16 protein-coding genes are annotated in these 26,156 nt (G+C 69.4%); 14 read left to right on the top strand and 2 right to left on the bottom strand.

What is annotated here, in order from left to right; translation table 11 throughout:
- The first annotated feature begins 143 nt into the window (after positions 1-143).
- Complete coding sequence (locus tag RCP80_RS09865; RefSeq protein WP_308482153.1) at positions 144-1,862, top strand: VanW family protein; 1,719 nt, start codon at positions 144-146, stop codon at positions 1,860-1,862.
- Between the two features lie 12 nt (positions 1,863-1,874).
- Here RCP80_RS09865 and RCP80_RS09860 read toward each other — a convergent pair whose 3' ends face one another.
- The gene (locus RCP80_RS09860; RefSeq protein WP_308482776.1) at positions 1,875-2,903 is read right to left on the bottom strand and encodes an NAD(P)H-dependent amine dehydrogenase family protein; all 1,029 of its coding nucleotides are present in this window, start codon (positions 2,901-2,903) and stop codon (positions 1,875-1,877) included.
- A 182-nt stretch (positions 2,904-3,085) separates the two neighbouring features.
- On the opposite strand from RCP80_RS09860, the gene RCP80_RS09855 reads away from it, so the two are divergent.
- The 13 genes from RCP80_RS09855 (at position 3,086) to RCP80_RS09795 (ending at position 18,151) form a co-directional block, all read left to right on the top strand.
- On the top strand, positions 3,086-3,304 hold the full coding sequence (locus RCP80_RS09855) for a hypothetical protein (protein ID WP_308482152.1): 219 nt from the start codon (positions 3,086-3,088) through the stop codon (positions 3,302-3,304).
- Positions 3,305-3,378: 74 nt separating this feature from the next.
- Positions 3,379-4,770 (top strand): PE-PPE domain-containing protein, encoded by a 1,392-nt coding sequence (locus tag RCP80_RS09850; protein WP_308482151.1) that lies wholly within the window; start codon positions 3,379-3,381, stop codon positions 4,768-4,770.
- Between the two features lie 83 nt (positions 4,771-4,853).
- Positions 4,854-6,380 (top strand): ABC transporter substrate-binding protein, encoded by a 1,527-nt coding sequence (locus RCP80_RS09845; protein ID WP_308482150.1) that lies wholly within the window; start codon positions 4,854-4,856, stop codon positions 6,378-6,380.
- Positions 6,377-7,330 carry an ABC transporter permease gene (locus tag RCP80_RS09840; RefSeq protein WP_308482149.1) on the top strand — a complete coding sequence of 318 codons (954 nt, stop codon included), beginning with the start codon at positions 6,377-6,379 and terminating at the stop codon, positions 7,328-7,330. Before RCP80_RS09845 ends, RCP80_RS09840 begins: the two co-directional genes overlap by 4 nt.
- Positions 7,327-8,199: an ABC transporter permease gene (locus tag RCP80_RS09835; protein ID WP_308482148.1), complete on the top strand. Its 873-nt coding sequence runs from the start codon at positions 7,327-7,329 to the stop codon at positions 8,197-8,199. Before RCP80_RS09840 ends, RCP80_RS09835 begins: the two co-directional genes overlap by 4 nt.
- Positions 8,196-9,797 carry a dipeptide ABC transporter ATP-binding protein gene (locus RCP80_RS09830; RefSeq protein ID WP_308482147.1) on the top strand — a complete coding sequence of 534 codons (1,602 nt, stop codon included), beginning with the start codon at positions 8,196-8,198 and terminating at the stop codon, positions 9,795-9,797. Before RCP80_RS09835 ends, RCP80_RS09830 begins: the two co-directional genes overlap by 4 nt.
- Before the next feature lie 23 nt (positions 9,798-9,820).
- The gene (locus tag RCP80_RS09825) at positions 9,821-10,561 is read left to right on the top strand and encodes an SDR family NAD(P)-dependent oxidoreductase (protein WP_308482146.1); all 741 of its coding nucleotides are present in this window, start codon (positions 9,821-9,823) and stop codon (positions 10,559-10,561) included.
- Positions 10,562-10,575: 14 nt separating this feature from the next.
- Positions 10,576-10,929, top strand: a complete 354-nt coding sequence (locus RCP80_RS09820) for a hypothetical protein (protein ID WP_308482145.1) — start codon at positions 10,576-10,578, stop codon at positions 10,927-10,929.
- A gap of 153 nt (positions 10,930-11,082) precedes the next feature.
- Positions 11,083-12,360: a sensor histidine kinase gene (locus RCP80_RS09815; RefSeq protein ID WP_308482775.1), complete on the top strand. Its 1,278-nt coding sequence runs from the start codon at positions 11,083-11,085 to the stop codon at positions 12,358-12,360.
- A gap of 125 nt (positions 12,361-12,485) precedes the next feature.
- Positions 12,486-13,574 carry an esterase family protein gene (locus RCP80_RS09810; protein WP_373693520.1) on the top strand — a complete coding sequence of 363 codons (1,089 nt, stop codon included), beginning with the start codon at positions 12,486-12,488 and terminating at the stop codon, positions 13,572-13,574.
- A gap of 140 nt (positions 13,575-13,714) precedes the next feature.
- Complete coding sequence (locus tag RCP80_RS09805; protein WP_373693519.1) at positions 13,715-15,889, top strand: molybdopterin-dependent oxidoreductase; 2,175 nt, start codon at positions 13,715-13,717, stop codon at positions 15,887-15,889.
- 55 nt (positions 15,890-15,944) lie between these two features.
- Entirely contained in the window at positions 15,945-17,357 is a 1,413-nt protein-coding gene (locus RCP80_RS09800) for an NCS2 family permease (RefSeq protein ID WP_308482143.1), read from the top strand.
- Positions 17,358-17,476: 119 nt separating this feature from the next.
- On the top strand, positions 17,477-18,151 hold the full coding sequence (locus RCP80_RS09795; protein ID WP_308482142.1) for a methyltransferase family protein: 675 nt from the start codon (positions 17,477-17,479) through the stop codon (positions 18,149-18,151).
- Between the two features lie 9 nt (positions 18,152-18,160).
- On the opposite strand, the gene RCP80_RS09790 is transcribed toward RCP80_RS09795, so the two are convergent.
- Positions 18,161-26,155: a non-ribosomal peptide synthetase gene (locus tag RCP80_RS09790; RefSeq protein ID WP_465270706.1), complete on the bottom strand. Its 7,995-nt coding sequence runs from the start codon at positions 26,153-26,155 to the stop codon at positions 18,161-18,163.
- Position 26,156: the final 1 nt, after the last annotated feature.

Raw genomic sequence — 26,156 nt, 5'->3', positions numbered from 1 at the left:
TGCTCGAGTGTTACCTGGCGGGAATTCACAGCGGTCGGCGACCGTTGGCCTGTCGATAGGATGGGTCTCGCCGCGCGAACAGCCGGTCAGAGCAAAAGCCGGCTGCGGACGTACCGAGCCTGACGATGTTTGAGGTGTCCAGCATGCGGGCCAGGAAGCCGGTCATAGGCGCCCTGCGGGGGCCAGGTGCCAGTCTGCGTCGGCGCCGCCGCCTCTATCTGACCGTAAGTGTCCCGCTCCTCCTGCTGGGCACGCTCTACGCCGTTGACCTGGCGATCAGTTCCGGGAAGGTGCCCCGGGGAGTCGCCGCGGCCGGGGTGCCGCTCGGGGGGCTGACGCCCGAGGCTGCCGAGCAGCGGCTGCGCGAGGTCCTCGGCCCGCGGGTCGACCGGCCGGTCCCGGTGACGCTGGCGGCGGTCGAGGCCGAGGTGGACCCGAGCTCGATCGAGTTGACCCTGCTGCCGCGCGCCACCGTCGAACAGGCGGGCGCGCCGCCGCTGAACCCGATCACCCGGCTCACGTCGGTCTTCGTGCAAACCCCGATCGACGTGGTCTCGTCGGTGGACGAGCAAGCCCTGACCGCCACGCTCGAGAAACTCGCCGCCCGGGTGGCGACCGAACCCGTCGAGGGCTCCGTCGTTTTCGTCGACGGCAAACCCGTGTCGGCCGATCCGGCGCCCGGCCGACAACTCGACGTCGCGGCCGCCGCCGAGGTGTTCAGGCGGGACTGGGCCACGGGCGCGACCGTCGACCTCCCGATGGTGGAACTGCCGCCGAGCACCACCGCCGCCGCCGTCGAAGCCGCGATGCGGGACATCGCCACCCCCGCCGTGTCCGGGCCGATCACCGTCACGGGCGACAAGGACACCCGGGCCGTCATCGCCACCGACGTCATCGCCGCGGCACTGACCTTCCGCACCGAGGACGGGCAGCTGCGACCGGAGATCGACCGGGACCTGATCGTTGACGCGCTGCGCCCGCAACTGGCGCCGTCGGAGACCGCGCGCCGCAATGCCGACATCGACTTCGCCGCCACCGGACCGGTCAAGACGCGCGAGCAGGCCGGCCGCCGGGTCGACTACCACGCGACCCTGTCCGATCTACTCTCGGTCCTCGGCAGCACCGACGACCGCGAGATCACCGCCGACTACGTCGACGAGGAGGCGACGTTCACGTTCGAGGAGATCACCGAACTGGGCCCCGTCGAGGTCATCGGCGAATTCCAGACCACCGGCTTCTCCGGTGACTCCGGCCGGAACATCCGGCGCGCCGCCCAGCAGATCGACGGCATCGTGATCGGGCCGGGCGAGACGTTCAGCCTCAACGCGGCAACCAATCCGCGCAACGCGGCGGCCGGCTACGTCGAGGCCGGGATCATCAAGAACGGCAGGCCGGCGCGCGACGTCGGCGGCGGGGTCTCCCAGCTGGCCACCACGCTGTTCAACGCCGGGTACTTCGCGGGCATGGAGGACGTCGAGCATCACGAGCACAGCTACTACATCAGTCGCTACCCGGCCGGCCGGGAAGCCACGGTGTTCGGTGACGTGCTGGATGTGAAGTTCCGCAACGACGGGCCGACGTCGGTGCAGCTCCAAACCGAGTGGACGTCGAGTTCCATCACCGTGCGGTTGGTCGGCATCAAACGCTACGAGGTGACCTCTGCGCAGAGCGCGCGCAGCCGCCCGACGAGTCCGCGCACCGTCACGATCCCCGCCGGCGAATCCTGCATCGCCAGTGGCGGCGGGTCGGGCTTCACCATCACCGACACCCGCACCCTGCGCGACATCGTCACCGGAGAGACTCGCACCGAGTCCCACACCGTCGTCTACGACCCCATCCCCAAGGTCGTGTGCAGCGGCTGAACCCCGGGGGGTTCAGCGGATCGTGCCCCGGCCCGGGATCAGCGGCAGATCCAGCGGCGTCACCCAGCCGGCCGGCAGGTCGTTGACGGCCGCGACGGCGTTGAGCGCGCGCAGCCCGGTGGCCAGGCAGCCCGCCGCGGCGGCGTCGCGACCCGAACCATCGGTGAACCGGAACGCGGTCTCCTGGGAGATGCTGGGCGTGCCCTCGATGTCGACCCGGTAGACGTCGTCGGCGCTGCCGGCGGGCCAATCGGGGGCGGCGTCGCGGCCGATGCGGTTGACGTGCTCGAGCTGGATGCGGGTGTGGCCCTGGTAGACGCCGTTGATGGTGAAGCGCACCGCCGCGACGTGGCCGGCGGGGATGATGCCCTTGGCCGATGCGCGTTCGGTGGGCGTGACCCACTTGTCCCACGTGGTGGTGATCTCGTCGAGTTCGATGCCCGCGGCGTGGGCGATCATCGGCACGGTGGCTCCCCAGGCGAGTGTCAGGATGTCCGGGTTCTCCAGCAGCGGACGGAATTCGGGCTCGCGACCAATGCCCATCTCGAACTCGTAATCACCCTCGTAGTTGGTGTAGTCGAGCAACTCGGATGCGCGCACGAGGCGCACCTTCGAGCAGAGCCCCATCAGGGTCATCGGGAACAGGTCGTTGGCAAAGCCCGGGTCGATACCGGTGGTGAAGCAGGACGCGGCACCCGCGACACAGGCCTCCTCGATGGGGCGGAGCCAGCTCGGCGGATTGAGCTTCATCGCCGGCCACACCAGCGGGGTCATCGCGGTGGAGCAGACGTCGATGCCGGCGCGCAGGAACTGGGTGAGTAGGCGGATGTTGTCCTCGGCGCGCGCGGCGGTCGGGCCGTAGTGCACCAGCGCGTCGGGGCGCAGCGCGATCAGCGCGTCGACGTCGTCGGTGGCGCTGACGCCCAGCGGGGTGTCGAGCCCGCAGATATCCCCGACATCGCGGCCGCGCTTGCCCGGATCGTGGACACCCACCCCGACGAGTTCGAACTCCGGGTGCCCGACCAGTTCGGCGATCACCATCTTCCCCACGAAACCGGTGCCCCAGATGACGATCCGCTTCGGTGCTCGCTGCACAGGGGTCCTTTCCTCGCGGGGGGGCTGCCCACACCTTAAAGGCGGGTGCGCGGCGCCGATCGAAATCGAATAATTCCCCGTTTGTGCAGGTTGACGAGAGTAGCCTGAATGAACCTGAGGAGTCAGCCATGCAGAGATCCGCAGTTCGTACCGCACTTGCCGGAATCGGTGGCCTGCTGCTCCCGCTCGGCCTGTTGCTGGCCGCCCCCGCCCCCGCCGCCCCCGATGACTGCCGGCACAGCAGTCAGGGCTGCTCCCCGAGCGATTGCTCGACCGAGTATCTCGATTGCGATCAGGGCTCGTCGGTGGTGTTGCCGGTGACCGGCGAGGTGCCCGCGATCGCCTGATCCGGCACCCACACAGCAAATCCGTGCCGTAGGCTTCTCTCGTTCACTATCGACGAGTTCGTGGGGGTCCCGGGGTGGGAAAAGCACAAGGTCGGCATCGCGCGCAGCGCACCCGACGATGGTCGGCCGGTGCGAGCGCCTCGGCGGTCGGGGTCGCCGGAGTGGCGGCGGTCGGCGCCGCGGTCGTCGGCCTGGCACCCACGTTGGCGACGAGTCCGGAATTGTTGGCCAAGGCGTACTACCTGCGCGGCACCGACATCGGCGACGAGCCCACCGACGCCGAGTACGAAACCTTCATGGACCGGGTGTTTTCCGGTACGGGCACCCCGGCGCCGGGCGACGGCCTGCAGAAGATCGAGTACAACGCCGGCTTCTGGCCGGTGTCCCGCGGCGGGCTCGACGACCTGAAGTGGGATGCGTCCGTCGCGCAGGGCGCCGCGCTGCTCGACCAGGAGCAAATCGGTTCCGGCGATGTGGTTTTCGCGTTCTCCCAGGGCGCCGTCGCGGCCTCGAAGTACAAGGGTGCGCATCCGGAGGGCACCGGGGCGACGTTCATCCTCGTCGAGAACCCGAACCGCCCCAACGGGGGCGTCCTGTCCCGCTTCGCGGGGCTCAAGATCCCGATCCTGGACGTCACGTTCAGCGGCGCCACGCCCGACAACGGCGACGAGACCATCGACATCGCCCGGCAATACAGCGGCTGGTCGGACTTCCCCACCTATCCGCTGAACCTGCTCGCGACCGCGAATGCGGTGCTGGGCATCGCGTACCTGCACGGTCCGACCCAGCGGGTGGCGGATCTCGAGGCTCAGCTCGCCGCCATCCCCAAGGAGGGCGAGCCCGGCTATGACCCGGATTACCACCAGCAGCACGGCAACACGACCTACTACCTGATCCGTACCGAGCGGCTGCCGTTGCTGATGCCCTTCAACGGAATCGTGCCGGAGCCCATCCTGGTCGCGGCCAACGAGCCGCTGCGGGTGCTGGTCGAAGCCGGTTATGACCGCACCGATTACAGCGCGCCCACCCGCGCGAAGTTGATTCCGAAGCTCAACCCGATCGAGCTGACCAGGGATCTGGCCGACGCGACCGCCGCGGGCATCGCGAAAGGCCTTGACTCGGCTGGAGTTTCGGCATCAAACGAGGCGCCGGCGCAGACCTCCCCCACCACCGCGGCGGAATCGAAGATCGAACTGCGCCAGCGCCTGACCGCCGCCGACTCGGAGGCGCCCGAGTCGACGCGGGACGACCGGCGGCAGTCGCGCCGGGCCGCGCTGTCCCAGTTCGTCGCCGGGAACCGCCCCGACACCGCCGGCACCGCGCACCGTCCCGGCGCTGCGCTGAAGAAGGCACTCAAGGCCGTCGTCCCCAAGACCAAACGGAAGACCGAGAGCACCGCGGCGCCCAAGGCCGAAACCGCGTCCGACGACAAGCCGGACAACGACGAGTCGAGCGCGCCGGACTGATCCCGGGTTGATTCCGGGCCCGCTTTGGGTACAGGCTTGTCGGGCACGCCGAGACAGTGACCCGATGAGGCCGGGTGATGAGCATGACGCGACGAGTGGTCGCGCTCGCCGCTGCGCTGGTGCTGCTGCTCGCCGCGTGCGCCACCGGGACCCGCGTCGACCTCGGTGCGGGCGCATCGGGCAACCTGATCGCCGGGATCGCCGGCGAACCCGATCAACTCGACCCGCACAAGACCACCGCCTACTTCTCGTTCGAAGTCCTCGAGAACGTCTTCGACACGCTCGTCGAACCCGACGCGGACCTGCGGATGCGGCCCGCGCTCGCGCAATCCTGGGAGACCTCGCCGGATCAACTCACGTGGACGTTTCGGCTGCGCGACGGTGTCACGTTCCATGACGGCAGCCCGCTGACCGCCGCCGACGTGGTGTATTCGTACCGCCGAATCATCGACGAGAAGCTGGCCAACGTCGACAAGTTCAGCGCCGTCACCGCCGTCACGGCCCCCGACCCGCGCACCGTGGTGATCACCCTGAGCCGGCCGACCCCCAATCTGCTGACCAACCTGGGCGGCTTCAAGGGCATGGCGATCGTCCAGCGCGCCAACGTCGAAAGCGGGGCGCTCGCCACTCATCCCGTCGGCACCGGCCCGTTCGCCTTCAGCGGCGCCCGCAGCGGCGATTCGATCACGCTGCGCGCCAATCCCCGCCATTGGGCCGGCCCACCGCGGATCCCGGGGGTGACCTACCGGTTCATCTCGGAGCCCTCGACCGCGCTGTCGGCGCTGCAGGCCGGCGAAATCGACTGGACCGATTCGGTTCCCGCGCAGCGCGTGGCCCAACTCGGCGACGACGACTCGATCGAGTTGGCCGTCACCCCCAGCAACGACTACTGGTATCTCGCGCTCAACGGCGCCCGCGCCCCGTGGGACGATGTCCGCGTCCGGCGCGCCATCGCCTACGGGATTGACCGCGAGTCGATCGTGACCGCCACCAGCTACGGCACCGCGGCGGCCAATCAGCTCGCGATCCCGCGGGGCAATCCCTGGCACACGCCGTATGACCGGTACCGCCACGACCCGGAACAGTCCCGAAAGCTGTTGCAGGAGGCGGGTATCGAGCCGGGCACGCTGGACATGCTGGTCACCAACGAGTATCCGGAGACGGTCACCGCGGCCCAGATCATCGCCGACAACCTGGCCCCGCTCGGCTTCCGCGTCCAGATCCGCACCGTGGACTTCGCCACCTGGCTCGATGAACAGAACCAGGGCAACTTCGACATGCTGATGATGGGCTGGCTCGGCAACATCGACCCCGACGACTTCTACTACGCCCAGCACCACACCGACGGCACCAGCAACGCGCAAAAGTTCTCCGACCCGCAGGTGGATCGCCTCCTGGACGCCGGCCGCGTCGAGACCGATCAGCAGGCCCGCGCGCAGGACTATGCGCGGGCGGCCACCCGCATCGCCGACGAAGTCAGCTACATCTTCCTGTACAACCCGGCTGTCATCCAGGCCTGGCATCCGGCACTGCACGGCTATGCGGCCCGCCGCGACGGCGCAATCCGGTTCCGCGGGGCGTACTTCGACCCGGCCGCCGGGGACTCATGAGCCCGTTGGTGACGTTCCTGGCGCGGCGCCTGCTGTACTCGCTGGTCGTCCTGTTCGGCGTGCTGATCCTGGTGTTCGCGCTGGTACATCTGGTGCCCGGCGATCCGGTCCGCATCGCGCTCGGCACGCGCTACACCCCGGAGGCCTACGCCGCGCTGCGCTCGGCCGGCGGGCTGGACCGTCCGCTGATCGAGCAGTTCTTCGGCTATCTCGGGTCGGCGCTGCGCGGCGACCTCGGCGTCAGCTTCCGCAACGGCGACCCGGTCACGGTGACGCTGCTCGAGCGACTGCCGGCGACGGTGTCGCTGGGACTGGTGGGCATCGTCATCGCGTTGCTCATCGCGGTCCCGCTGGGGGTGTGGGCCGCGCTGCGGGAGGGCCGCATCGCCGACGGGATCATCCGGGTGACAAGCCAATTCGGGGTCTCGGTGCCCGACTTCTGGATGGGCATCCTGCTGATCGGGCTGTTCTCGACCACCTTGGGATGGTTTCCGACCTCGGGCTACCGGTCGCTGCTCGACGATCCGGCCGGCTGGTTGCGGCACATCGTGCTGCCCGGGTTGACGGTCGGGCTGGTCGCCGGTGCCATCATGACGCGCTACGTGCGGTCGGCGGTCCTGGAGGTGGCCTCGATGGGGTACGTCCGCACCGCCCGCTCGAAGGGCTTGTCCCCGCGGGTCGTGACGACGCGGCACATCATGCGCAACGCGATGGTGCCGGTGTTGACGATCACCGGCATTCAGCTCGCCACGATCCTCGGCGGGGTGATCGTCGTCGAGGTGGTCTTCGCCTGGCCAGGGTTGGGCCGCCTCGTGTTCAACGCGGTCGCGGCGCGCGACTACCCGCTGATCCAGGGCGCGGTGCTGCTGATCGCGGTGCTGTTCCTGCTGATCAACCTGATCGTCGATGCGCTGTACGCGGTGGTGGATCCGAGGATCAGGCTGTCATGACCACCCGCGTCTCGTCCTGGCGACTGCTGCTGACCAACCCGATCACCGCCCTGGGCACGGTCGTGCTGCTGGTCGTCGCGGTGATCGTGCTGGGCGCCAATTGGCTGGTGCCCTACGGGATCAACGCGGTCGACGTGCCGAATGCCCTACAGGCACCGAGCACCGCGCACTGGTTCGGGACCGACGAGTTGGGCCGCGACGTGTTCTCCCGCGTCCTGGTGGCCGTGCAGGCCTCGATGCGGATCGCGGTGATCAGCGTCGCGTTCGCCGCGATCGTCGGCATCGCGATCGGGCTGGTGGCCGGCTACCGCGGCGGCTGGCTGGACTCGGTGCTGATGCGGATCGTGGACGTGATGTTCGCGTTCCCGGTGCTGCTGCTGGCGCTGGCCGTGGTGGCGGTCCTGGGTCCCGGGGTCACCACGACGACCCTGGCGATCGGCATCGTCTTCACCCCGATCTTCGCGCGGGTGACGCGGGCGAGCACGCTCAGCGTGCGCACCGAACCCTACGTCGCGGTGTCTCGCACCATGGGCACCGGTGCCGGCTACATCCTGAGCCGGCATGTGCTGCCCAACATCTCGGGTCCGCTGATTGTGCAGACGTCGCTGTCGCTGGCGTTCGCGACCCTGTCGGAGGCCGCGCTGTCCTTCCTGGGACTCGGCATCCAGCCGCCCCAGCCGTCGTTGGGCCGGATGATCTTCGATTCGCAGGGGTTCGTCACCATGGCCTGGTGGATGGCGGTGTTCCCCGGGGCCGCGATCTTCGTCATCGTCTTGGCGTTCAACCTGCTCGGCGACGGCCTGCGCGATGTCCTGGACCCCAAGCAGCGCACCATGATCGAGGCGCGCCGGGCGGGGCAGACCCGATGACCGCGGCCGTGCTGGACGTCGCCGACCTGCGGGTGCGCATCGGCGCGCAGGACATTGTCCGCGGCGTCTCGTTCGCGGTGTCCCGCGAACAGACCGTCGGCATCGTCGGCGAGTCCGGCTCCGGGAAGTCCATGACGGTGCTCGCCGCGACCGGCCTGCTCGACGCGCCCGGCGCGACGGTCGGCGGCACCAGCGTGCTCGGCGGCACGGCCGGGGTGCCCGCGACCCAACTCGTCGGGGCGTCGCCCCGGGTGCTGCGCGGCGTGCACGGATCCCGCATCGGTTTCGTGTTCCAGGATCCGGGAACATCGCTGAATCCGCTGCTGACCTTGGAGCGCCAGATCACCGAATCCCTTGAGGCGCACCGTGGCTCGACGCGGCGCGCGGCGCGGGCCCGGGCGTTGGAGCTGCTCGAGGCGGTGGGGCTGCCGGCCGCCCCGGCGCGGCTGCACTCCTATCCGCATCAGCTCTCCGGCGGGCAGCGGCAGCGGGTGATGATCGCGATCGCGCTGGCCTGCGACCCCGAGTTGCTGATCGCCGACGAGCCCACCACGGCGCTGGACGTCACCACCCAGGCCCAGATCATCGAGTTGGTGCGCGACCTGCAGCGCGACTTCGGCACCGCCGTGGTGTGGATCAGCCACGACCTGGGGGTGATCGGCCAGGTCGCCGACGAGGTCACCGTGCTCCACGACGGCAGCGCCGTCGAGCAGGCGCCGGTGCTCGACGTATTCGACAACCCGCAGCAGCCCTACACCCGGGAGTTGCTCGCGGCCCGGCCGATGATCGGCGGTGCCGGGCCCGTCGCGGCCCCCGCGGCGCCGGTGCTGCTCGACGTCGCCGATCTGTCGGTCGGCTTCACCGTCGACACCCCCCGGGGAAAGACCAAGGTCGCTGCCGTGCAGGGTCTGTCGTTCCAGATTCGCCGCGGCACCACGCTGGGACTGGTCGGCGAATCCGGGTCCGGCAAGTCGACGGTGGCCGCCGCGCTGACCACGCTGGTTCGCCCGGATGCCGGCTCCGCGAGGCTCGACGGCGTCGATGTCGCCGACCGCTCCATGCGCCGCCGGATCAGCCTGGTGTTCCAGGATCCGTTTTCGTCGCTGAACCCACGGCAGCGCATCGGTGCGGCGATCGCCGAACCGCTGCGGGTGCACGGGCTGGCCGCCGGTGCGCGCGGGCGTGCCGCGCGGGTCGGTGAGTTGCTCGAACTCGTGGGCCTGACACCCGAATTCGCAGCGCGTTATCCGCACGAGCTCTCCGGCGGGCAGCGGCAGCGGGTCAGCATCGCCCGGGCCGTCGCCGTCGAACCCGATCTGTTGATCCTGGACGAGTCGACGGCCTCGCTGGATGTGTCGGTGCAGGATCGGGTGCTGGATCTGCTCACCGACCTGCAACGCGACCTGGGCCTGACCTATCTGTTCATCGCGCATGACCTCGCGGTGATCGCGCGGATGAGCCACGACATCCTGGTGCTGCGGGACGGCCGGGCCGTGGAGTATCGGCCCGCCGCCGAGTTGTTCGAGCACCCCGACGACGACTACACCCGCGCGCTGCTGGCCGCGGTGCCGCCGGCGCGCCCTCGCGGCCACGCGTAGCGCCGGCGTGAAAGGGTGCACCGATGACTTCGTTGAACGGCAAAGTGGCCCTGGTGACCGGCGCCTCCTCCGGGTTGGGGGCGGCCACGGCGCAACTGTTCGCCGAGCGCGGCGCCACGGTGTTCGGCATCGCCCGCGACACCGAGCGGATGGCGGCGGTGTTCGCCGAGATCCCCGGCGGCCAATACGCGTCGTTCGACATCGCGAGCCCGCAGGCCTGCCGCGACGCCGTGCAGCGCTGTGTGCAGGAGTTCGGTCGGCTCGACGTCTTGGTCAACGCCGCCGGATTCCACCAGATGCGCCACACCCAGACGATGACCGATGAGGACTGGGACCACGACCTGGCAGTGAACCTGACCGGGCCGTTCCACCTGTGCCGGGCCGCGCTGCCGCATCTGCTGACCGCCGGCGGCAACATCGTCAACGTGTCGTCGGTGGCGGGGCTGGAGGGCGAGGTGTATTCGTCCGGATACTGCGCCGCCAAGCACGGCATCGTCGGCCTGACCCGGGCGCTGGCGGTTGAGTACAGCGCCGAACGGCTCCGGGTCAACGTGGTCTGCCCCGGCGGGATGACCACGCCGCAGGTCACCGACTTCGCCGCGCCCGAGAATGCGGACTGGAACCTGATCATGCGCATCGCCGCGCCCCGCGGAATGATGGACCCGGTCGACGTCGCCAAGGCGATCGCGTTTCTGGCCAGCGACGACGCGGCGGCCATCCACGGCTCGGTGTACCGAGTGGACAACGGCAAGGGTGCCGGCTGAGTAATCTCGGGTCCATGACAGCGTCGCGGGGAGTGGTCCGATCCGTGGCCACCGAGGCCAGCGCCGGGGTCGCCGGTTCGATCGCCACCGCCCGCAGCGCCGGCGTGGCCGGCTCGATCGCCACCGTCACCAGCGCGGGCGTGGCCGGCTCGATCGCCACTGCCGGCAGCGCCGGGATCGCCGGAAGCTTCCTGACCGCATTGTCTTTCATGCTCAGTGGCTGCCTGGGCTGCCTCGGGTGTTTCGCCTGCCACCTGTGCATCGGCTGCGTGGGCTGCGCCGACTGCACCAACTGTGTCGGGTGTGTGGGCTGCGTCAACTGCTCGGGGCTGCGCAACGCCGTCGGCCTGCGCAACGTCCACCGGTGAGCGTCCACGCCTACCGCCGGTGACCACCGGGGTCGGGCAAGATGGGACAGCATGAACGCAGCGACGACTCCGGACACCTCCACGGGCCTCCTGGCCTGGCTGTTCCGGCTGCCCAAGCGAATCCTGTCGCTGCGCACCATCGTCATCGCCGGGATGGCCGGCGTCATCGGCACCATCCTGGTCATCGGCGGCTGGGTGTGGTTCGGCATCATCAACGACCAGTACAGCCAGCTCGATCGCCGATTGGACTCGGTGAGCAGCCTCGGCGACTTCAGCAACATCCTCACCGCGCCGCCGCCGGCCGGCGGCGACCTGCAGCACGAGGAGGGCAGCCTGGTCCGAACGGCCCGGATCGGGCAGGTCACGGTCTCGACCCCCAGCGACGTGGTGCTGCCCGAGTTCGACGACGGCTACACCAACACCACGATCGACGGCGTCGATTATCGGGTCCGCACCTTCCAGGTCGGCCCGGCCTCGATTGCGCTCGGCTCGCCGCTGGAGGAGACGCAGGACCGCATCGACGCCCTGCACATGCGGGTGCTGATCATCTGCATCAGCCTGATCCTCACCACGTTGGTCGTGGGTTGGGTGATCTCGCTGGTGATGATCACCCCGTTCCGGCGGCTGGCCCAGCAGGCCCGCGCGATCAACGCCCAGTCCACCCCGGACGAGGTGCAGGTGCGCGGCGTATGGGAGGCGGTCGAGATCGGCGAGGCCGTCGAGGGCATGCTCGCCCGGATCGGCAAGGAGCAGGAACGCACCAAGGCCGCGCTGGAATCGGCCCGCGATTTCGCGGCGGCCGCCTCGCACGAACTGCGCACCCCGTTGACCGCGATGCGCACCAACCTCGAGGTCTTGTCCACCCTCGACATGCCCCCCGACCAGCGCCAGGAGCTCATCGGCGACGTGATCCGCACCCAGAGCCGCATCGAGACCACGCTGTGGGCGTTGGAGCGGCTGGCGCAGGGCCAACTCACCACCGCCGACGACTTTGTGCCCGTCGACATCACCGAGATCCTCGACCGCGCCGCCCACGACGCCGAGCGCAGCTACCCCGACCTGAAGGTCTCCCTCGCCGCCTCCACCACGGTGCTGATGGTGGGTCTGCCCGCGGGTCTGCGGCTGGTGATCGACAACGCCATCGCCAACGCGGTCAAGCACGGCGGCGCCACCGAGGTCCGGCTCGACGCGATCAGCTCGGCCACCGGCGTGCAGATCACGGTCGACGACAACGGTTCCGGCGTGCCCGAGGCCGAACGCACCGAGGTGTTCGAACGGTTCTCCCGCGGCTCGACGGCCTCGCGTTCGGGGTCGGGCCTGGGGCTGGCGCTGGTCGCACAGCAAGCCGAGGTACACGGCGGGACCGCGCGGCTGGAGAAGAGTCCGCTGGGCGGCGCCCGGCTGGTGCTGGACCTGCCCGGCGTGCAGTAACGCAAGGTCACGGTCGCCAAAGGGCTTGGTAACAACGCGATCACGGGCGGCCGCGCGTGCCGGGTTCGGCACCGGCGCCCGGCTAGCTTGCCGATGTGACGGACGCACTGAGAACCTCGACCCGGATGGCCACCGCCACCCTGCTGGCGGCGATGTTGACCGCGATGTTCCTGATCGTGGGGCCATCGCCGCAGGCCAAGGCGGTCTCCCAAGTGCCCATCGAATACCTCGACGTGCCGTCGCCGTCGATGGGGCGAAACATCCGCATCGAATTCCTCGGCGGCGGACCGCACTCGGTGTATCTGCTCGACGGCCTGCGCGCCCAGGAGGACTCCAACGGCTGGAACATCAACACCGCGGCGTTCGACTGGTTCAACGGGTCCGGGATCTCGGTGGTGATGCCCGTCGGCGGTGAGTCCAGCTTCTACACCGACTGGTACCGGCCGGCGGCCGGCTCGGCCGGCACCACCACCTACAAGTGGGAAACCTTTCTGACCCAGGAGCTTCCGGCGTGGCTGGCCGCCAACAAGGGCCAGGACCCCACCGGCAACGCGGTGGTGGGGCTGTCGATGGCCGGCGGCGCGGCGCTGACGCTGGCGATCTGGCATCCGCGCCAGTTCATCTTCGCCAGCTCGCTGTCGGGGTTCCTGAACCCGTCGCACGGCCTGTGGCCCACGCTGATCGGCCTGGCCATGAAGGACGCCGGCGGCTTCAACTCGGTGGACATGTGGGGCCCGGCCAGTGACGTCGCCTGGAAGCGCAACGACCCGATGGTCAACATCAATCGGTTGGTGGCCAACCGGACCGCGCTGTGGATCTACTGCGGCAACGGCACCCCCTCGGACCTGGACAACGGCGGGGACTTCGGCACCAACTTCAGCGCGCAGTACCTGGAGAACATCACCGCGAGCACCAACAAGGACTTCCAGCAGCGGTATCTGGCCGCCGGTGGCCGCAACGCGGTGTTCAACTTCCCCACCAACGGCACCCACAGCTGGGGTTACTGGGGTTCGCAGTTGCAGGCGATGAAGCCCGACCTGGTGCGCATCCTGACCACGCCGACCCCGGCGCCCCTGCCGGCACCCGCACCCGCGCCGGCGCCGCTGCCGGGCCAGGCGGGGCTACCCGCGGCGCTCCCGGCGGCGGGCCCACCGGCCGCGCAGCCGGTCGCGGCGCGGCCCGTCGCGCTGCCGCCGGCGCTGCCGGTCTCTTAGCCCAAACGCCGGCCCGAACGCCCCGCCGCCAGTTATCGTGATGATTACTGTAAGCCCGTTCGCCGGCCCGCGGACACCGAGAGATTGGGGCGGCATTGTCCGTCGAACAGAAGGTCACCTACTGCCGGATCTGTGAGCCGATGTGCGGCCTGATCGCCACGGTCGACAACGACCGCCTGGTTTCGCTGCGGCCGGACCAGGACCATCCGCTGTCGCAGGGCCGGGCCTGCCCGAAGGGCATCGCGTTCACCGAGGTACAGAACGACCCGGACCGGGTGCTGACGCCGCTGCGCCGGCAACCCGACGGCAGCTTCACCCCGGTGTCCTGGGATGCGGCGCTCGACGACATCGCCGCGCGGTTGCAGCGCGTCCTGACCGAGTTCGGCGGCGACGCGGTGGGTCAATACTTCGGCAACCCGGCGGCTTTCGGCTATGCCGCCAGCATCTGGTCGGGGTTCTTCATGAAACGCATCGGAGCCAACCACCTGTATTCGGCGGGCTCACAGGACATCAACAGCCGCTACGTCGCCAGCCGCCTGCTCTACGGCGCCGCGACCCAGTTGCCGTTTCCCGACCTGCCGCGCACCGACTTCCTGTTCATGCTCGGCGCCAACCCGCTGATCTCCCACGGCAGCGCGCTGCGGGCGCCACGAATCCGCGACGACCTGGCGGGCATCGTCAAGCGCGGCGGCCGCGTCGTGGTCGTCGATCCCCGTCGCACCGAGACCGCCGCGGCCTACGAGCACGTCGCGGTGCGGCCGGACTCCGACGCCTGGTTGCTGTTGTCGATGCTGCACGTCATCTTCGCCGAGCACCTCGAGGACCGCCGGGCCATCGCCGCCCAGTCCACCGGTGTCGACACGCTGCGGGCGCTGTGCGCGGACTTCCCGCCCGAGGACACCGCGGCGCGCACCGGTGTGCCGGCCGACGTGCTGCGCGACCTGGCCCGGGACTTCACCGCCGCGCCCACCGCGGTCGCCTACGCCCGCACCGGTGCCTGTCTGGGACATCACGGCACCCTGGTGAGCTTCCTGATCGACGTGCTCAACGTCGTCAGCGGCAACCTGGACTCCCCCGGCGGCAGCCTGATGTCGCACGCGGTCATCCCCCTGGAGGACGCCGGCGAGAAGACCGGCGCGTTCGACTACGACACCAAGCGCTCCCGGATCGGCAACTTCCCCGCCGTCCACAACACCTTCCCGGCCGCGGTGATGGCCGACGAGATCACCACCCCCGGCCCCGGCCAACTGCGCGCGCTGTTCGTGCTCGCCGGCAACCCGGTGCTGTCGGTGCCCAACAGCGCGGCCCTCGACCAGGCGCTGCGGGACCTGGATCTGTTTGTCTCCCTGGACTTTTACGTCAACGAGACCAACCGCCACGCGCACTACATCCTGCCCAGCACCACGATGCTCGAACGCGACGACCTGCCGATGGCGTTCGCGGCGTGCTGCCCCTCGGTCTACATCCAGTCCACCGAGGCCGTCGTCAAGCCCTACGGACAGGCCCGTCAGGAGTGGGAGGTGTTCACCGATCTGGCCGACCGGATGGGGATATCGATGCTGGCCACCGGTTCGATGGAACGACTCAACCCGGTGCTGCACTGGCTCGAGCGGCGCGGTCTGCGGTTCACGCCGCGGCGCATGATGGATCTGCTGTTACGGACCGGCCCCTACGGCGATCGCTTCGGATTGCGGCGCCGCGGCCTCAATCTCAAGAAATTGAAACAGCGCCCGCACGGCATCATGCTCGCCGAACACACCCCGCACGGCGTGCTGGCCAAGGTGGTCCGGCACAACGGCGGCAAGGTGCTGCTGGATCCCGACCAGATCGTCGCCGAGATCGGCCGGCTCGGCCACGCACCGACCACCAGCACGGAATTTCCGCTGCTGGCCATCGGCATCCGCGAGCTGAAGTCGCAGAACAGCTGGATGCACAACAGCCCCACGCTGATGAAGGGCAACCGGCGGCACCGCGCCCGCATCAACGCCCACGACGCCCGGGCCGCCGGCCTGGCGGACGGCGGCCGGGTCCGGGTGATCTCGGCCGACGGCGCCGTCGAGACCGAGGTGATGATCACCGACGAGGTGGGTCCCGGCACCATCGCGATCCCGCAGGGTTGGGGGCACCGCGGCGGTGGGTGGCAACTGGCCAACGCCAACCCGGGGGTCAACGTCAACGAGCTGACCTCGAACCGGGTCGAGGACCTGGAGGTGCTGGCCGGGATGTCGGTCCTCAACGGCGTCGCGGTGCGGTTGGAGGCCGTGCGGCCGGCGCTCGACCTGGCCGCCGCGTCGAGTTCGGTCGAGTCGACCTAGGCGAGGGACCCGGGGCGCCGCGCGGGTCCGGGCCGCAGCCCTTAAGGTCGACCCCGTGACCCGCCTCGACAGCTTCTTCGAGATCAGCGCGCGCGGTTCGACCGTCGCGACCGAACTGCGTGGCGGCGTCGTCACGTTCATCGCGATGGCCTACATCATCGTGCTGAACCCGATCATCCTGTCCGGCACCCCCGACGTCGCGGGCAATGAGCTGGGCTTCACTCAGGTCTCGGCGGTGACCTCGCTGGCCGCCGGCGCGATGACGATCGTGTTCGGCCTGGTGGCCCGGCTGCCGTTCGCGTTCGCGGCCGGTCTGGGCATCAACTCGTTCTTGGCCTCCTCGGTGGTCGGCCTGGTGACCTGGCCCGAGGCGATGGGCCTGGTGGTCATCAACGGCCTGATCATCGTGGCGCTGGCGGTCACCGGGCTGCGCAAGATGATCTTCGAAGCGGTCCCCATGCAGCTCAAGCTCGCGATCACCGCGGGCATCGGGTTGTTCATCCTGTTCATCGGGCTCATCGACGCGGGCTTCGTCGGGTCCACCGGCCGCCCGTCCCCGCCGGTCGGGCTGGGCCGCGACGGCGCCGGTTCGATCGACAGCGTGCCGACCGCGGTGTTCATCCTGACGTTGTTGGTCACCGGGATTCTGGTGGCGCGAAAAGTGCGCGGCGCCATCCTGATCGGGTTGGTCGGCGGCACCGTGGTGGCGGTGGCGATCGAGGCGATCTGGCACTTGGGGTCGGCGACCGAGAACCCCGGCGGCTGGGGCCTGTCGGTGCCGACGCTGTCCGGTTCGCCGTTCTCGATGCCGGACCTGTCGTTGATGGGCGAATTCAGCCTCGACAGTGTCGGGCGGGTCGGGGTCCTGGCCGCGGTGATGCTGGTGTTCACGCTGGTGTTCACCAATTTCTTCGACGCGATGGGGACGTTCACCGGGTTGTCCCGGCAGGCCGACCTCGCCGATGAGCAGGGCAACTTCCCGCGACTGCGCGCGGCGCTGGTCGTCGAGGGTGCCGGTGCGGTGGTCGGCGGTGCGACGTCGTCGTCGTCGAATACGGTGTTCGTCGAGTCCGGCGCGGGGATCGGCGAGGGCGCCCGGACGGGCCTGTCCAGCCTGGTGACCGGCGGATTGTTTTTGGCGGCAATGTTTTTGACCCCACTGGCCGCGATCGTGCCGTCCGAGGTCGCCACCGCCGCCCTGGTGATCGTCGGGGCGATGATGGCCTCGCATCTGCGCGAGATCGACTTCTCGGACTTCTCGGTGGCGCTGCCGGTGGTGCTCACGGTCGCGGTGATGCCGCTGAGCTATTCGATCGCCAACGGCATCGGCGTCGGGTTCATCGCGTGGGTGGTGGTGCGGTCGGCGTCCGGCAAGGCCCGCGAGATCAGCCCGTTGTTATGGATCGTGGCGTTCGGGTTCCTGCTCTACTTCGCGCGCGGCTGGATCGATGCGCTGCTGGGCATCTGAGCGTGCCCGAGGTGCCCCGAAGTAGTCGATGTCGAGGCATCCGCCAATTCCGTTCGGATGAAACAACCTTCGATTAGAGTTTCAGCCGTGGGCGCGGCGTCGGGGGAAGGTCGAAATCCGTGACAGCTATTCTGCGAATGTTGGTTTTCGGGATCGTCGAACTCGCCGCCCTGGGTGCGGTACTGGCGCTGCTCGCCGGCACGGTCGACTACTGGCAGGCCTGGATTTTCCTCGCGGTATTCGCGCTGTCGACGTGGCTTCCCAGCCTTTATCTGCTCCGCAAGGATCCCGCCGCGCACCAACGTCGTAAGCGCGCGGGACCGGTTGCCGAAACCCGCCTGGTGCAAAAGGTCCTCATCGGCTGCTGGTACCTGTCCCTGGCGGCATTGATCGTGGTCAGCGCCCTGGATCACCGCTTCGGCTGGTCGTCGGTGCCCACCGCGATCTGCGTGCTGGGCAGCGTCCTCGTGATCATCGGACTGGGCGTGACGAGCCTGGTGATCATCCAGAACAGCTTCGCGGCCTCCACCGTCCAAGTGGAGACGGGCCAAATGTTGGTCTCGACCGGCCTTTACGGGTTGGTGCGCCACCCCATGTACACCGGCAATGTGATCACCATCGTCGGCATCCCGCTGGCCCTCGGATCCTATTGGGGATTGCTCGCCGTCATTCCCGGCCTGATCGTGCTGATCGTTCGCATCCGTGACGAAGAGAAGTTGCTCTCCGCAGAACTCGACGGCTACCGCGAATATGCGCAGCAGTCGCGCTATCGCCTGGTGCCGCACATGTGGTGAGCCGCGCGGTCAGGGGCCGCTGGGCCCCGGCCCGTCCGGCACCGCGCTGCTGGGCCGATCCAGCTGCTCGCTCAAGCCCCGGACCGACGGCGCCGCAAGAAGATCAGGCACTCCAAGCTCCAGATCCAGCGCCGCGTTGATCGCCGCGACCGCCCGCAGCACGGACAGCGAATCGCCGCCCAGGTCGAAGAACGACTCGTCCACCCCGACGCGGTGCACACCCAGCACCTCGGCGTAGATGCTGGCCAGAATCTGCTCGATCAGCGTCGTCGGCGCCTGGTAGGTGCCGACGGTTCCACGGTCCTCGGTGACCGCTTCCCCGACCGGTTCGCTCAGGGCGCGCAGCCGTGGGTAGTGGCGGGCGTCGGGCAGATCCATCGACGCCAACCGCCGCCCCGGGTGCGCGGTCATCGCCGCCAACACGTGTTCGAATCGCTCGATCAACGCCCCGATGTCGGCAGCGTCGAACACGTCGGTGTCGTACTGCACCCGAAGCTCCATCTCCCGGCCCGGCCCGGCCTGCACCGTCAACGGGTAGTGATAGAAGTCGCGGCTGGTGACGTCGGTGATGGCCAGGCCATCGAAGCCCGGCGGGGTGCCGGTGTCGGTCGGATAGTTCTCGTAGACGAAGACCGTGTCGAACAACGTTTCCTGGCCGGTGATCCGATGGATGTCGCTGAGCGCGAGGTGCTGGTGTTCGAGCGTGTCGTTCTGGGCGCTTTGCAGCTGCTCGAGCAGGTCGGTCGTGGTGGTCTGCGGGGTCATCGTGGCGCGCACCGGCACGGTGTTGATCAGCAGTCCCACCATCGATTCCGCGCCGGCGACCTCGGCCTGGCGTCCCGAGACGACGGTGCCGAACGCGACGTCGTGCCGACCGGTCAGCGAGCTGAGCAACTGGGCCCAGGCGCCCTGCAGCACGACGTTGACCGTCGTGTGCAGCGAACGCGCCAGCTTGCCAAGGGCCCGAGTCGTTTTCGCGGATATCCGGAAAGTGTCCACCCGGCGCGGCCCGAATCCCAACTTCCGGGGCGGGCCGATCAGGATCGGGGTGTCGAAACCCGCCAGCACCGCACGCCAGGCCGCATGTGCCGCGGCGTGGTCCCGCTCCGCCAACCACGTCGTGAAACCGCGGTACGGCGAGGCCGCGGGCAGGCGCAACCCGTGGTAGCCGGCGAAGATCTCCTGCATCAGGATCGGCATCGACCAGCCGTCTAGCACGATGTGGTGATTGGTGAGCACGAACCGGTGCCGGTGGTCGCCCACCCGAATCAGCGCGGCCCGGAACGCGGGTTGCGCCGACAGGTCGCAGACCGCGGCGCGTTCCGCCCCGCGGACCTGGTCGACCCGCTCGTCGACCGCAGCGGCGCTGCCGTCGGCCAGCGCGTCGACATAACGCCAGGGTGCGACGGGCGCACGCGGGATCACCTGCACCGGCTGTTCATACTGCGGGCAGAAGCGGGCCGCCAGGTGGGGATGGCGGCCGACCACGGCCTGCACGGCCTCTCGCAGCCGATGCTGATCGAGCGGACCGGTCAACTCGATGTCCAGTTGCACCGCGTACACATCGTCATCGGAGCACTTGGCGATGTTGGCGTGGTAGAGCAGCCCCTGCTGCAGCGGCGTCAGCGGCAGGACATCGGCAACCGGAAACTGTTGGTGGAGTTCATCGATCTGCTGCTGACTCAATCGGGCCGGCATGATGTCCGACGGCGTCAGCCCGCCCCCGCCGCGACGCACATGCGCGCAGATGCCCGCCAGGGCGTCGAACCACAGCCGGCTGACCCGGGTGACCGCGATGCGGTCCAGCGCCGTGGGCGCCCAGGTCCAGGTGGCGTTGAGATGCGGGCCGGTGTCGGTGTCGATGGTGACCGCGTTGAGTTCGACCGCATGCGCGAGCGGTGTGGGCATCGCGCCGGCCCCGGCCAGCGACAAACCCTCCTGGCTGAACCGCCACAGGTCGCCGGTGGCATAGGCCGTCGGCGCACCCAGCCGCCCCAGGTAATTGAATCCGATCACCGGGTCCGCCCCGGCCAGATCCACCTCGGGATTCAGATACCGCAACAGCCCATAGGTCAGGCCGTCGGGCAGCGCCCGAAGCTGCTCTTTGGCGTCCTTGATCACCGCACCGAGCGCGGCGTCGCCGGCGACCACCTGCGTCCAACGCAGGCCGCCGTGGGATTGCCCGACACTCAAGGCCACGGGGTACTTGGTGGTGAACCAGCCCACCGTCCGCGACAGGTCGACATCGCCGAGTTCCTCGTGTCGGCCATGCCCCTCCACGTCGATGACCATCGGCGCGCCGCCGGTCCCCAGGTATTGCGTCCACGCCAACGCGAAGGCGATCAGCAGGATTTCGTGCACCCCGGCGTGGAACGCGGCGGGCACCTCGCCGAGCAGCATGTGCGTGGTCTCGGCGTCCAGTAACTCCGTCAGGTGACCGGCCGTGGCGAACGTGTCGACACCGGGCTGCGGGGCGGGCAACGCGGCCGGAACCGCCGCCACCTGCCGCCACGCCGCCGCCTGCGCGACGACGTCCGCGGCACGGGCATGCTCGGGCAGCAGCTCCGCCCACCGCCGGAACGACGTCCCGGACTGCGGCACCAGCACGGGCTGCCCACCGCGGTGCTGGGTCCAGGCAATGTCCAAATCCTCCAACAGGATTCGCCACGACACGCCGTCGACGGCCAGGTGGTGGATGATCAGCGCCAGCTGCCCGGAGGCGGACACCCACAGCGCGCTGAGCATCGCGCCGGTGGCCGGGTCCAGACGCGACCGCGCCGCCACCAGCGCCGCATCGGTCAGCGCCTCCACCGAGTGCAGCCGGTCGGCGGCGGAAACGGTGCCCGCCTCCGGGACCGTCAGCACCCACCCGCCGGCCCGGTCGTCCTCGGCGTACAGCCGCAGCATGGCGTGCCGATCCAGCAGCGCCTGCAGCACGACGACCACGTCGGCCTCGGTCGCTCCCGCCGGAGCCTGCAACAACACCGTCTGGTTGAACTCGTCGATCGGACCGTCGGGGCTTTCCAAACCCTTGAGCCACCGCATGATCGGAGTGGCGATCACCGGTCCCAGGCCCTCGTCGACCGCACCGCCGGTGGCGTCGGCGAACCGCACGACGCGGGCCAGTCGCGCCACGGTCTGCTGCACGAAGATGTCGCGGGGGCGGCCCATCAGGCCGGCGGCGCGGGCCCGCCACACCACTTGGATCGCCGAGATGCTGTCGCCGCCCAGGTCGAAGAAAGAGTCGTCGACCCCTACCTGTTCGAGCCCCAGCACCTCGGCGAAGATGCCCGCCAGGGTCTCCTCGACGGGGGTGGCCGGGGCGCGGTAGTGATCGACGTCGGAGTATTCCGGCGCCGGCAGCGCCCGAGTGTCGAGCTTTCCGTTCACCGTCAACGGCAGCGCCTCGATCGCCACCACCGCGGCCGGGACCATGTAGGACGGCAGCCGCTCCGCCAGCGCCGCGCGCAGCGCGACCGGATCGGCGCCGCCGGTGACGTAGCCGACCAGGCGCACGGCGGCGGGCCGGTCCTCCCGGGCGATCACGACCGCCTGCTCGACACCGTCCAAATCCGCCAGCACCGACTGGATCTCACCGAGTTCGATGCGGTGGCCGCGGATCTTCACCTGCTCATCGGCCCGCCCCAGATAGCGCAGATGCCCGTCGCTGCCCCAGCACACCAGATCCCCGGTCCGATACATCCGCATGCCCGCTGCTCCCGCAGGCCCGAACGGGCACGCGACAAACCTGGTGGCCGTCAACCCCGAACGCCCCACATAGCCCTGACCGAGGCCCGCACCGGCGACGTACAACTCCCCGACCACGCCGATCGGCACCGGCTGCAACCGCCCGTCGAGCACAAAGAACGCCAGATGCCCAAGCGGTACCCCGATCGGGCTGATGGTGCTGTCGACGTCGGCCGCGACGATCTCGCGGAAGGTGGCGTGCACGGTGGTCTCGGTGATCCCGTACATGTTGATCAGCCGCGGCGAGTCGGGGTGGTCATCCACCCAGTTCGACAGGCGCTGCGGGTCCAGGGCCTCGCCGCCGAACACCACCGCTTCGAGCGCGAGATCGGATTTCAACCCGGGGGCCAGTTCCTCGACGGTTTGCAGCGCGTAGAACGCCGACGGGGTCTGGCTCAACACGTTGACCCGCTCGGTGACCAGCAGGTCGTGGAAGTCCTCCGGCGACCGGACCACGGTGTCGGGCACGATCACCAGCCGTCCGCCGTGCAGCAGCGAGCCGAAGATCTCCCACACCGAAAAGTCGAAGGCCAATGAATGACTCTGCGCCCAGGTCTGATTGGCCGACAAGTGGAGTCGGGTGTCGATCGCGTCCAGCAGCACGGTCACATTGCGATGCGGGATCGCCACGCCCTTGGGCACGCCGGTGGTCCCGGAGGTGTAGATCAGGTACGCGACATCGTCGGGGCCGGCCGGCGCCGGCGGGCGCACGGGCCGCGGGTCGATATCGGGATCGTCGATATCGAGGACCGCCGGACCGCGCCCCGCGACCCGGTGGGCCAGGTCCGCGGTGGTGAGTGCGGCCGCTGGGGCGGCGTCGGCGAGCACGAAATGCACGCGGGCATCGGGCACCCCCGGGTCGATCGGCACATAGGCCGCGCCGATCTTCAGTACCGCCAGCATCGCCGCGACCGCCTCGGGCGACCGGGGCAGCAACAACGCCACCCGCTGCCCCGGGCCGACACCGCCCTCGATCAACCTGTGCACCAACCGGTTCGAGGCCTCGTCCAGCTCGCGATACGTCACGTGACGGCCCGCGCAGCTGACCGCCACCGCTTCGGGAGCACGGACCACCTGCGCGGCGAACCGGGCCGGGATCGACTCCCCCGTCACCGGTGCGGCCAATCCCGACCGGTTGCCGAAGGCGTCGAGGCAGGCGTGTTCCTCGGCATCGAGCACATCGATGCGGGACAGTCGACGGGTGGTGTCGGCCGCCATGGCCTCGATCACCCGCCGCAGTCGGCCGATCAGGGTTTGGATGCTGTCGGCGTCGAAGACGTCGGTCCGGAATTCCACGGTGCCGGAGATCCCCGCGGCCGCACCGTCTTCGGTGTGACGCTCGGCCAGCGACAGCGACAGATCCATGCGGGCGGTCTGGGTGTCCAACGGAAGCTGGGTGACCTGCAGCTCCCCCAGCGCCACCCGGTCGTCGGGGCCGCCGGTCCGCCCGGGCACGTTCTGCCAGGCCAACATCACCTGGACCAGCGGGTGGTGGGTCAGGGACCGCGCCGGATTGAGCCGTTCGACCAGCACCTCGAAGGGCACGTCTTGATGCTCGAAGGCGGCCAGGCTGCGCTCGCGGACCTGCGCCAGCATCTCGGCGACGCTCGGATCCTCGGCCAGATCGACCCGCAGCACCAACGTGTTGACGAAGAACCCGACCAACGGGTCGAGGGCGGGGTCTCGGCGCCCGGCGATCGGAAAGCCCACCGCGACATCGGCACTGGCACTGAGCTTCGACAGCAACGTCAGCAGCGCGGCCTGCAACACCATGAAACTGGTGGCGTTGTGTTCTCGTGCCAGCCGGGAAACCTGCTCCTGCAGCCGCGCCGGCCATTCCACCGCAACGCGCGCGCCACGCTGATCGGCCACCAGCGGGTAGGGCCGATCGGTCGGCAGCGCCACCCGGTCGGGCATCCCCGCCAACGCGTGCTCCCAATACCGCAACTGGGTGGCGATGCGGCTGTCGTCGTCGTCGAGCTCGCCGAGCTGCGCGCGCTGCCACAGCGTGTAGTCGACGTACTGGACGGGCAACGGCTCCCACTCGGGCGGTCGACCGGCGCAGCGGCCGGCATAGGCCATCCCGAGATCGGCCACCAGCGGCGCGACGGACCAGCCGTCGGCGGCGATGTGATGCACCGCGGCCACCAGCAGATGTTCCTGTTCGGAGATGCGGAAAAGCCGCACCCGCAACGGGATCTCGGCCGCCAGGTCGAAGCTGTGCCGGGCCGTCTCGTCGACCGCTTCGCGCAGCCGGCTTTCCGGCCAGTCGGTCGCATCGCGCACCGCCCAGCCGATGTCGGCGCGCTCGGCGGCGACCACGAGCTGCTGGGGCAGCCCGTCTACGGCCGGAAAGAGCGTGCGCAGGCTCTCGTGCCGGGCCACCACGTCCGCGAAGGCAACACCCAGCGCCTCGGCATCCAGCCGGCCCTCCAGCCGCAGCCCCACCGCCAGGTTGTAAACCGGGGAGGGGCCGTGCAGTTGGTCGACGAACCACAGCCGGCTCTGGGCGAACGACAGCGGCACCACCGCGGGTCGCTCCCGCGCCTGCAGCGGTTCCAGGCGATCGTGCTCCCCGCCGACCTGGCGCGCCAGCTGGGCCACTGTGGGTGCGTCGAACACCGTGTGCACCGCCAGTCCGGCTTCCAGAGCCCGGTTGATCGCGCCGATCAGGCGCATCGCGAGCAGCGAGTCGCCGCCGAGGTTGAAGAACGAGTCGTCGACGCCCACCCGCGGCACGCCCAGGACGGTGGCGTAGATGCCGGCCAGGATCTCCTCGACGGCGTTGCTCGGAGCCCGATAACGTGGGGTGTCTTGGTATTCCGGGGCCGGCAGCGCCCGCTTGTCGAGCTTGCCGTTGACCGTCAACGGCAGTGCGTCCAACACGGCCACCGCCGCCGGCACCAGGTATGACGGCAACCGCTCGGCCAGGGCGGCCCGCAACCCGGCCGGATCGGCGCTGCCGGTGATGTAACCGACCAGTCGTTTGTCGCCAGGATGGTCCTCCCGCACGACCACCACCGCGTGCTCGACACCGTCCAAATCCGCCAGCACGGACTGGATCTCGCCGAGTTCGATACGGTACCCGCGGATCTTGACCTGCTCATCCGCGCGACCCTGGTACTCGAGCTGACCGTCCGGGCCCCAGCACACCCGATCACCGGTCCGATACATCCGCATTCCCGGTGCCTCCGGTCCACCGAACGGGCACGCCACGAACCGCCCGGCCGTCAACCCCGCCCGGCCGACATAACCCAGGCCCAGCCCGGCCCCGGCGACGTACAACTCCCCCACCACGCCCGGCGACACCGGCCGCAGCCAGTCGTCGAGGACGAAGAAGGCCAGATGCGGCAACGGCACCCCGATCGGGCTCACCGCGTTCTCGGCATCCGCGGCCGAGATCTCGCGGAACGAGGCATGCACGGTCGTCTCGGTGATCCCGTACATGTTGATCAACCGCGGCGACCCCGGTTGATCGTCCAGCCAGGCCGAAAGACGCTGCGGGTCCAGCGCTTCCCCACCGAAGATCACCGCCTCCAACGCCAACCCGGCGCGCGCGTCGTCGATGGTCTGCAAACCGTAGAACGCCGACGGCGTCTGGCTCAGGACGTTGACCTGCTCGGCGACCAGCAGCGCATGGAAGTCCGCCGGGGAGCGCACCACCGCATCGGGCACCACCACCAGCCGCCCACCATGCAACAGCGCCCCGAAGACCTCCCACACCGAGAAGTCGAACGCCGACGAATGACACTGCGACCACACCTGACCGACCGAGAACTCCATGCAGTCGTCGATCGCCGCCAGCAGCGCGGTCACGTTGCGATGGGCGACCGCGACCCCCTTGGGCACCCCCGTCGTGCCCGAGGTGTAGATCACGTACGCCACATCATCGGAACACGGCTGCGGCAACACCACATTCGCGACGGCCGCACGCGCGTCGGGATCGTCGATGGCCAGGACCGCCGGTGCGGCTCCACTCAACCGGGCCGCCAGGTCCGCGGTGGTCACCGCAACCGCCGGGGACGCGTCGTCGAGGACGAACTGCACCCGTGCATCCGGCACCGCCGGATCGATCGGCACATACGCCGCGCCGGATTTCAGCACGCCCAGCATCGCCACGACCGTCTCCACCGACCGCGGCAGCAACAGTGCCACCCGCGATCCCGGGCCCACGCCGTGCGTGGCCAGCCGGTACGCCAGTTCATCCGAGGCGGCGTCGAGTTCCCGATACGACATGTGCCGGTCACCGCAACTGATC

Origin of the sequence: Mycolicibacterium sp. MU0053 (assembly GCF_963378095.1) — a bacterium.
Classification (GTDB): domain Bacteria; phylum Actinomycetota; class Actinomycetes; order Mycobacteriales; family Mycobacteriaceae; genus Mycobacterium; species Mycobacterium burgundiense.
The sequence above is the reverse complement of the archived record's forward strand: the minus strand, read 5'-3'. Positions and strand labels throughout refer to the sequence as shown.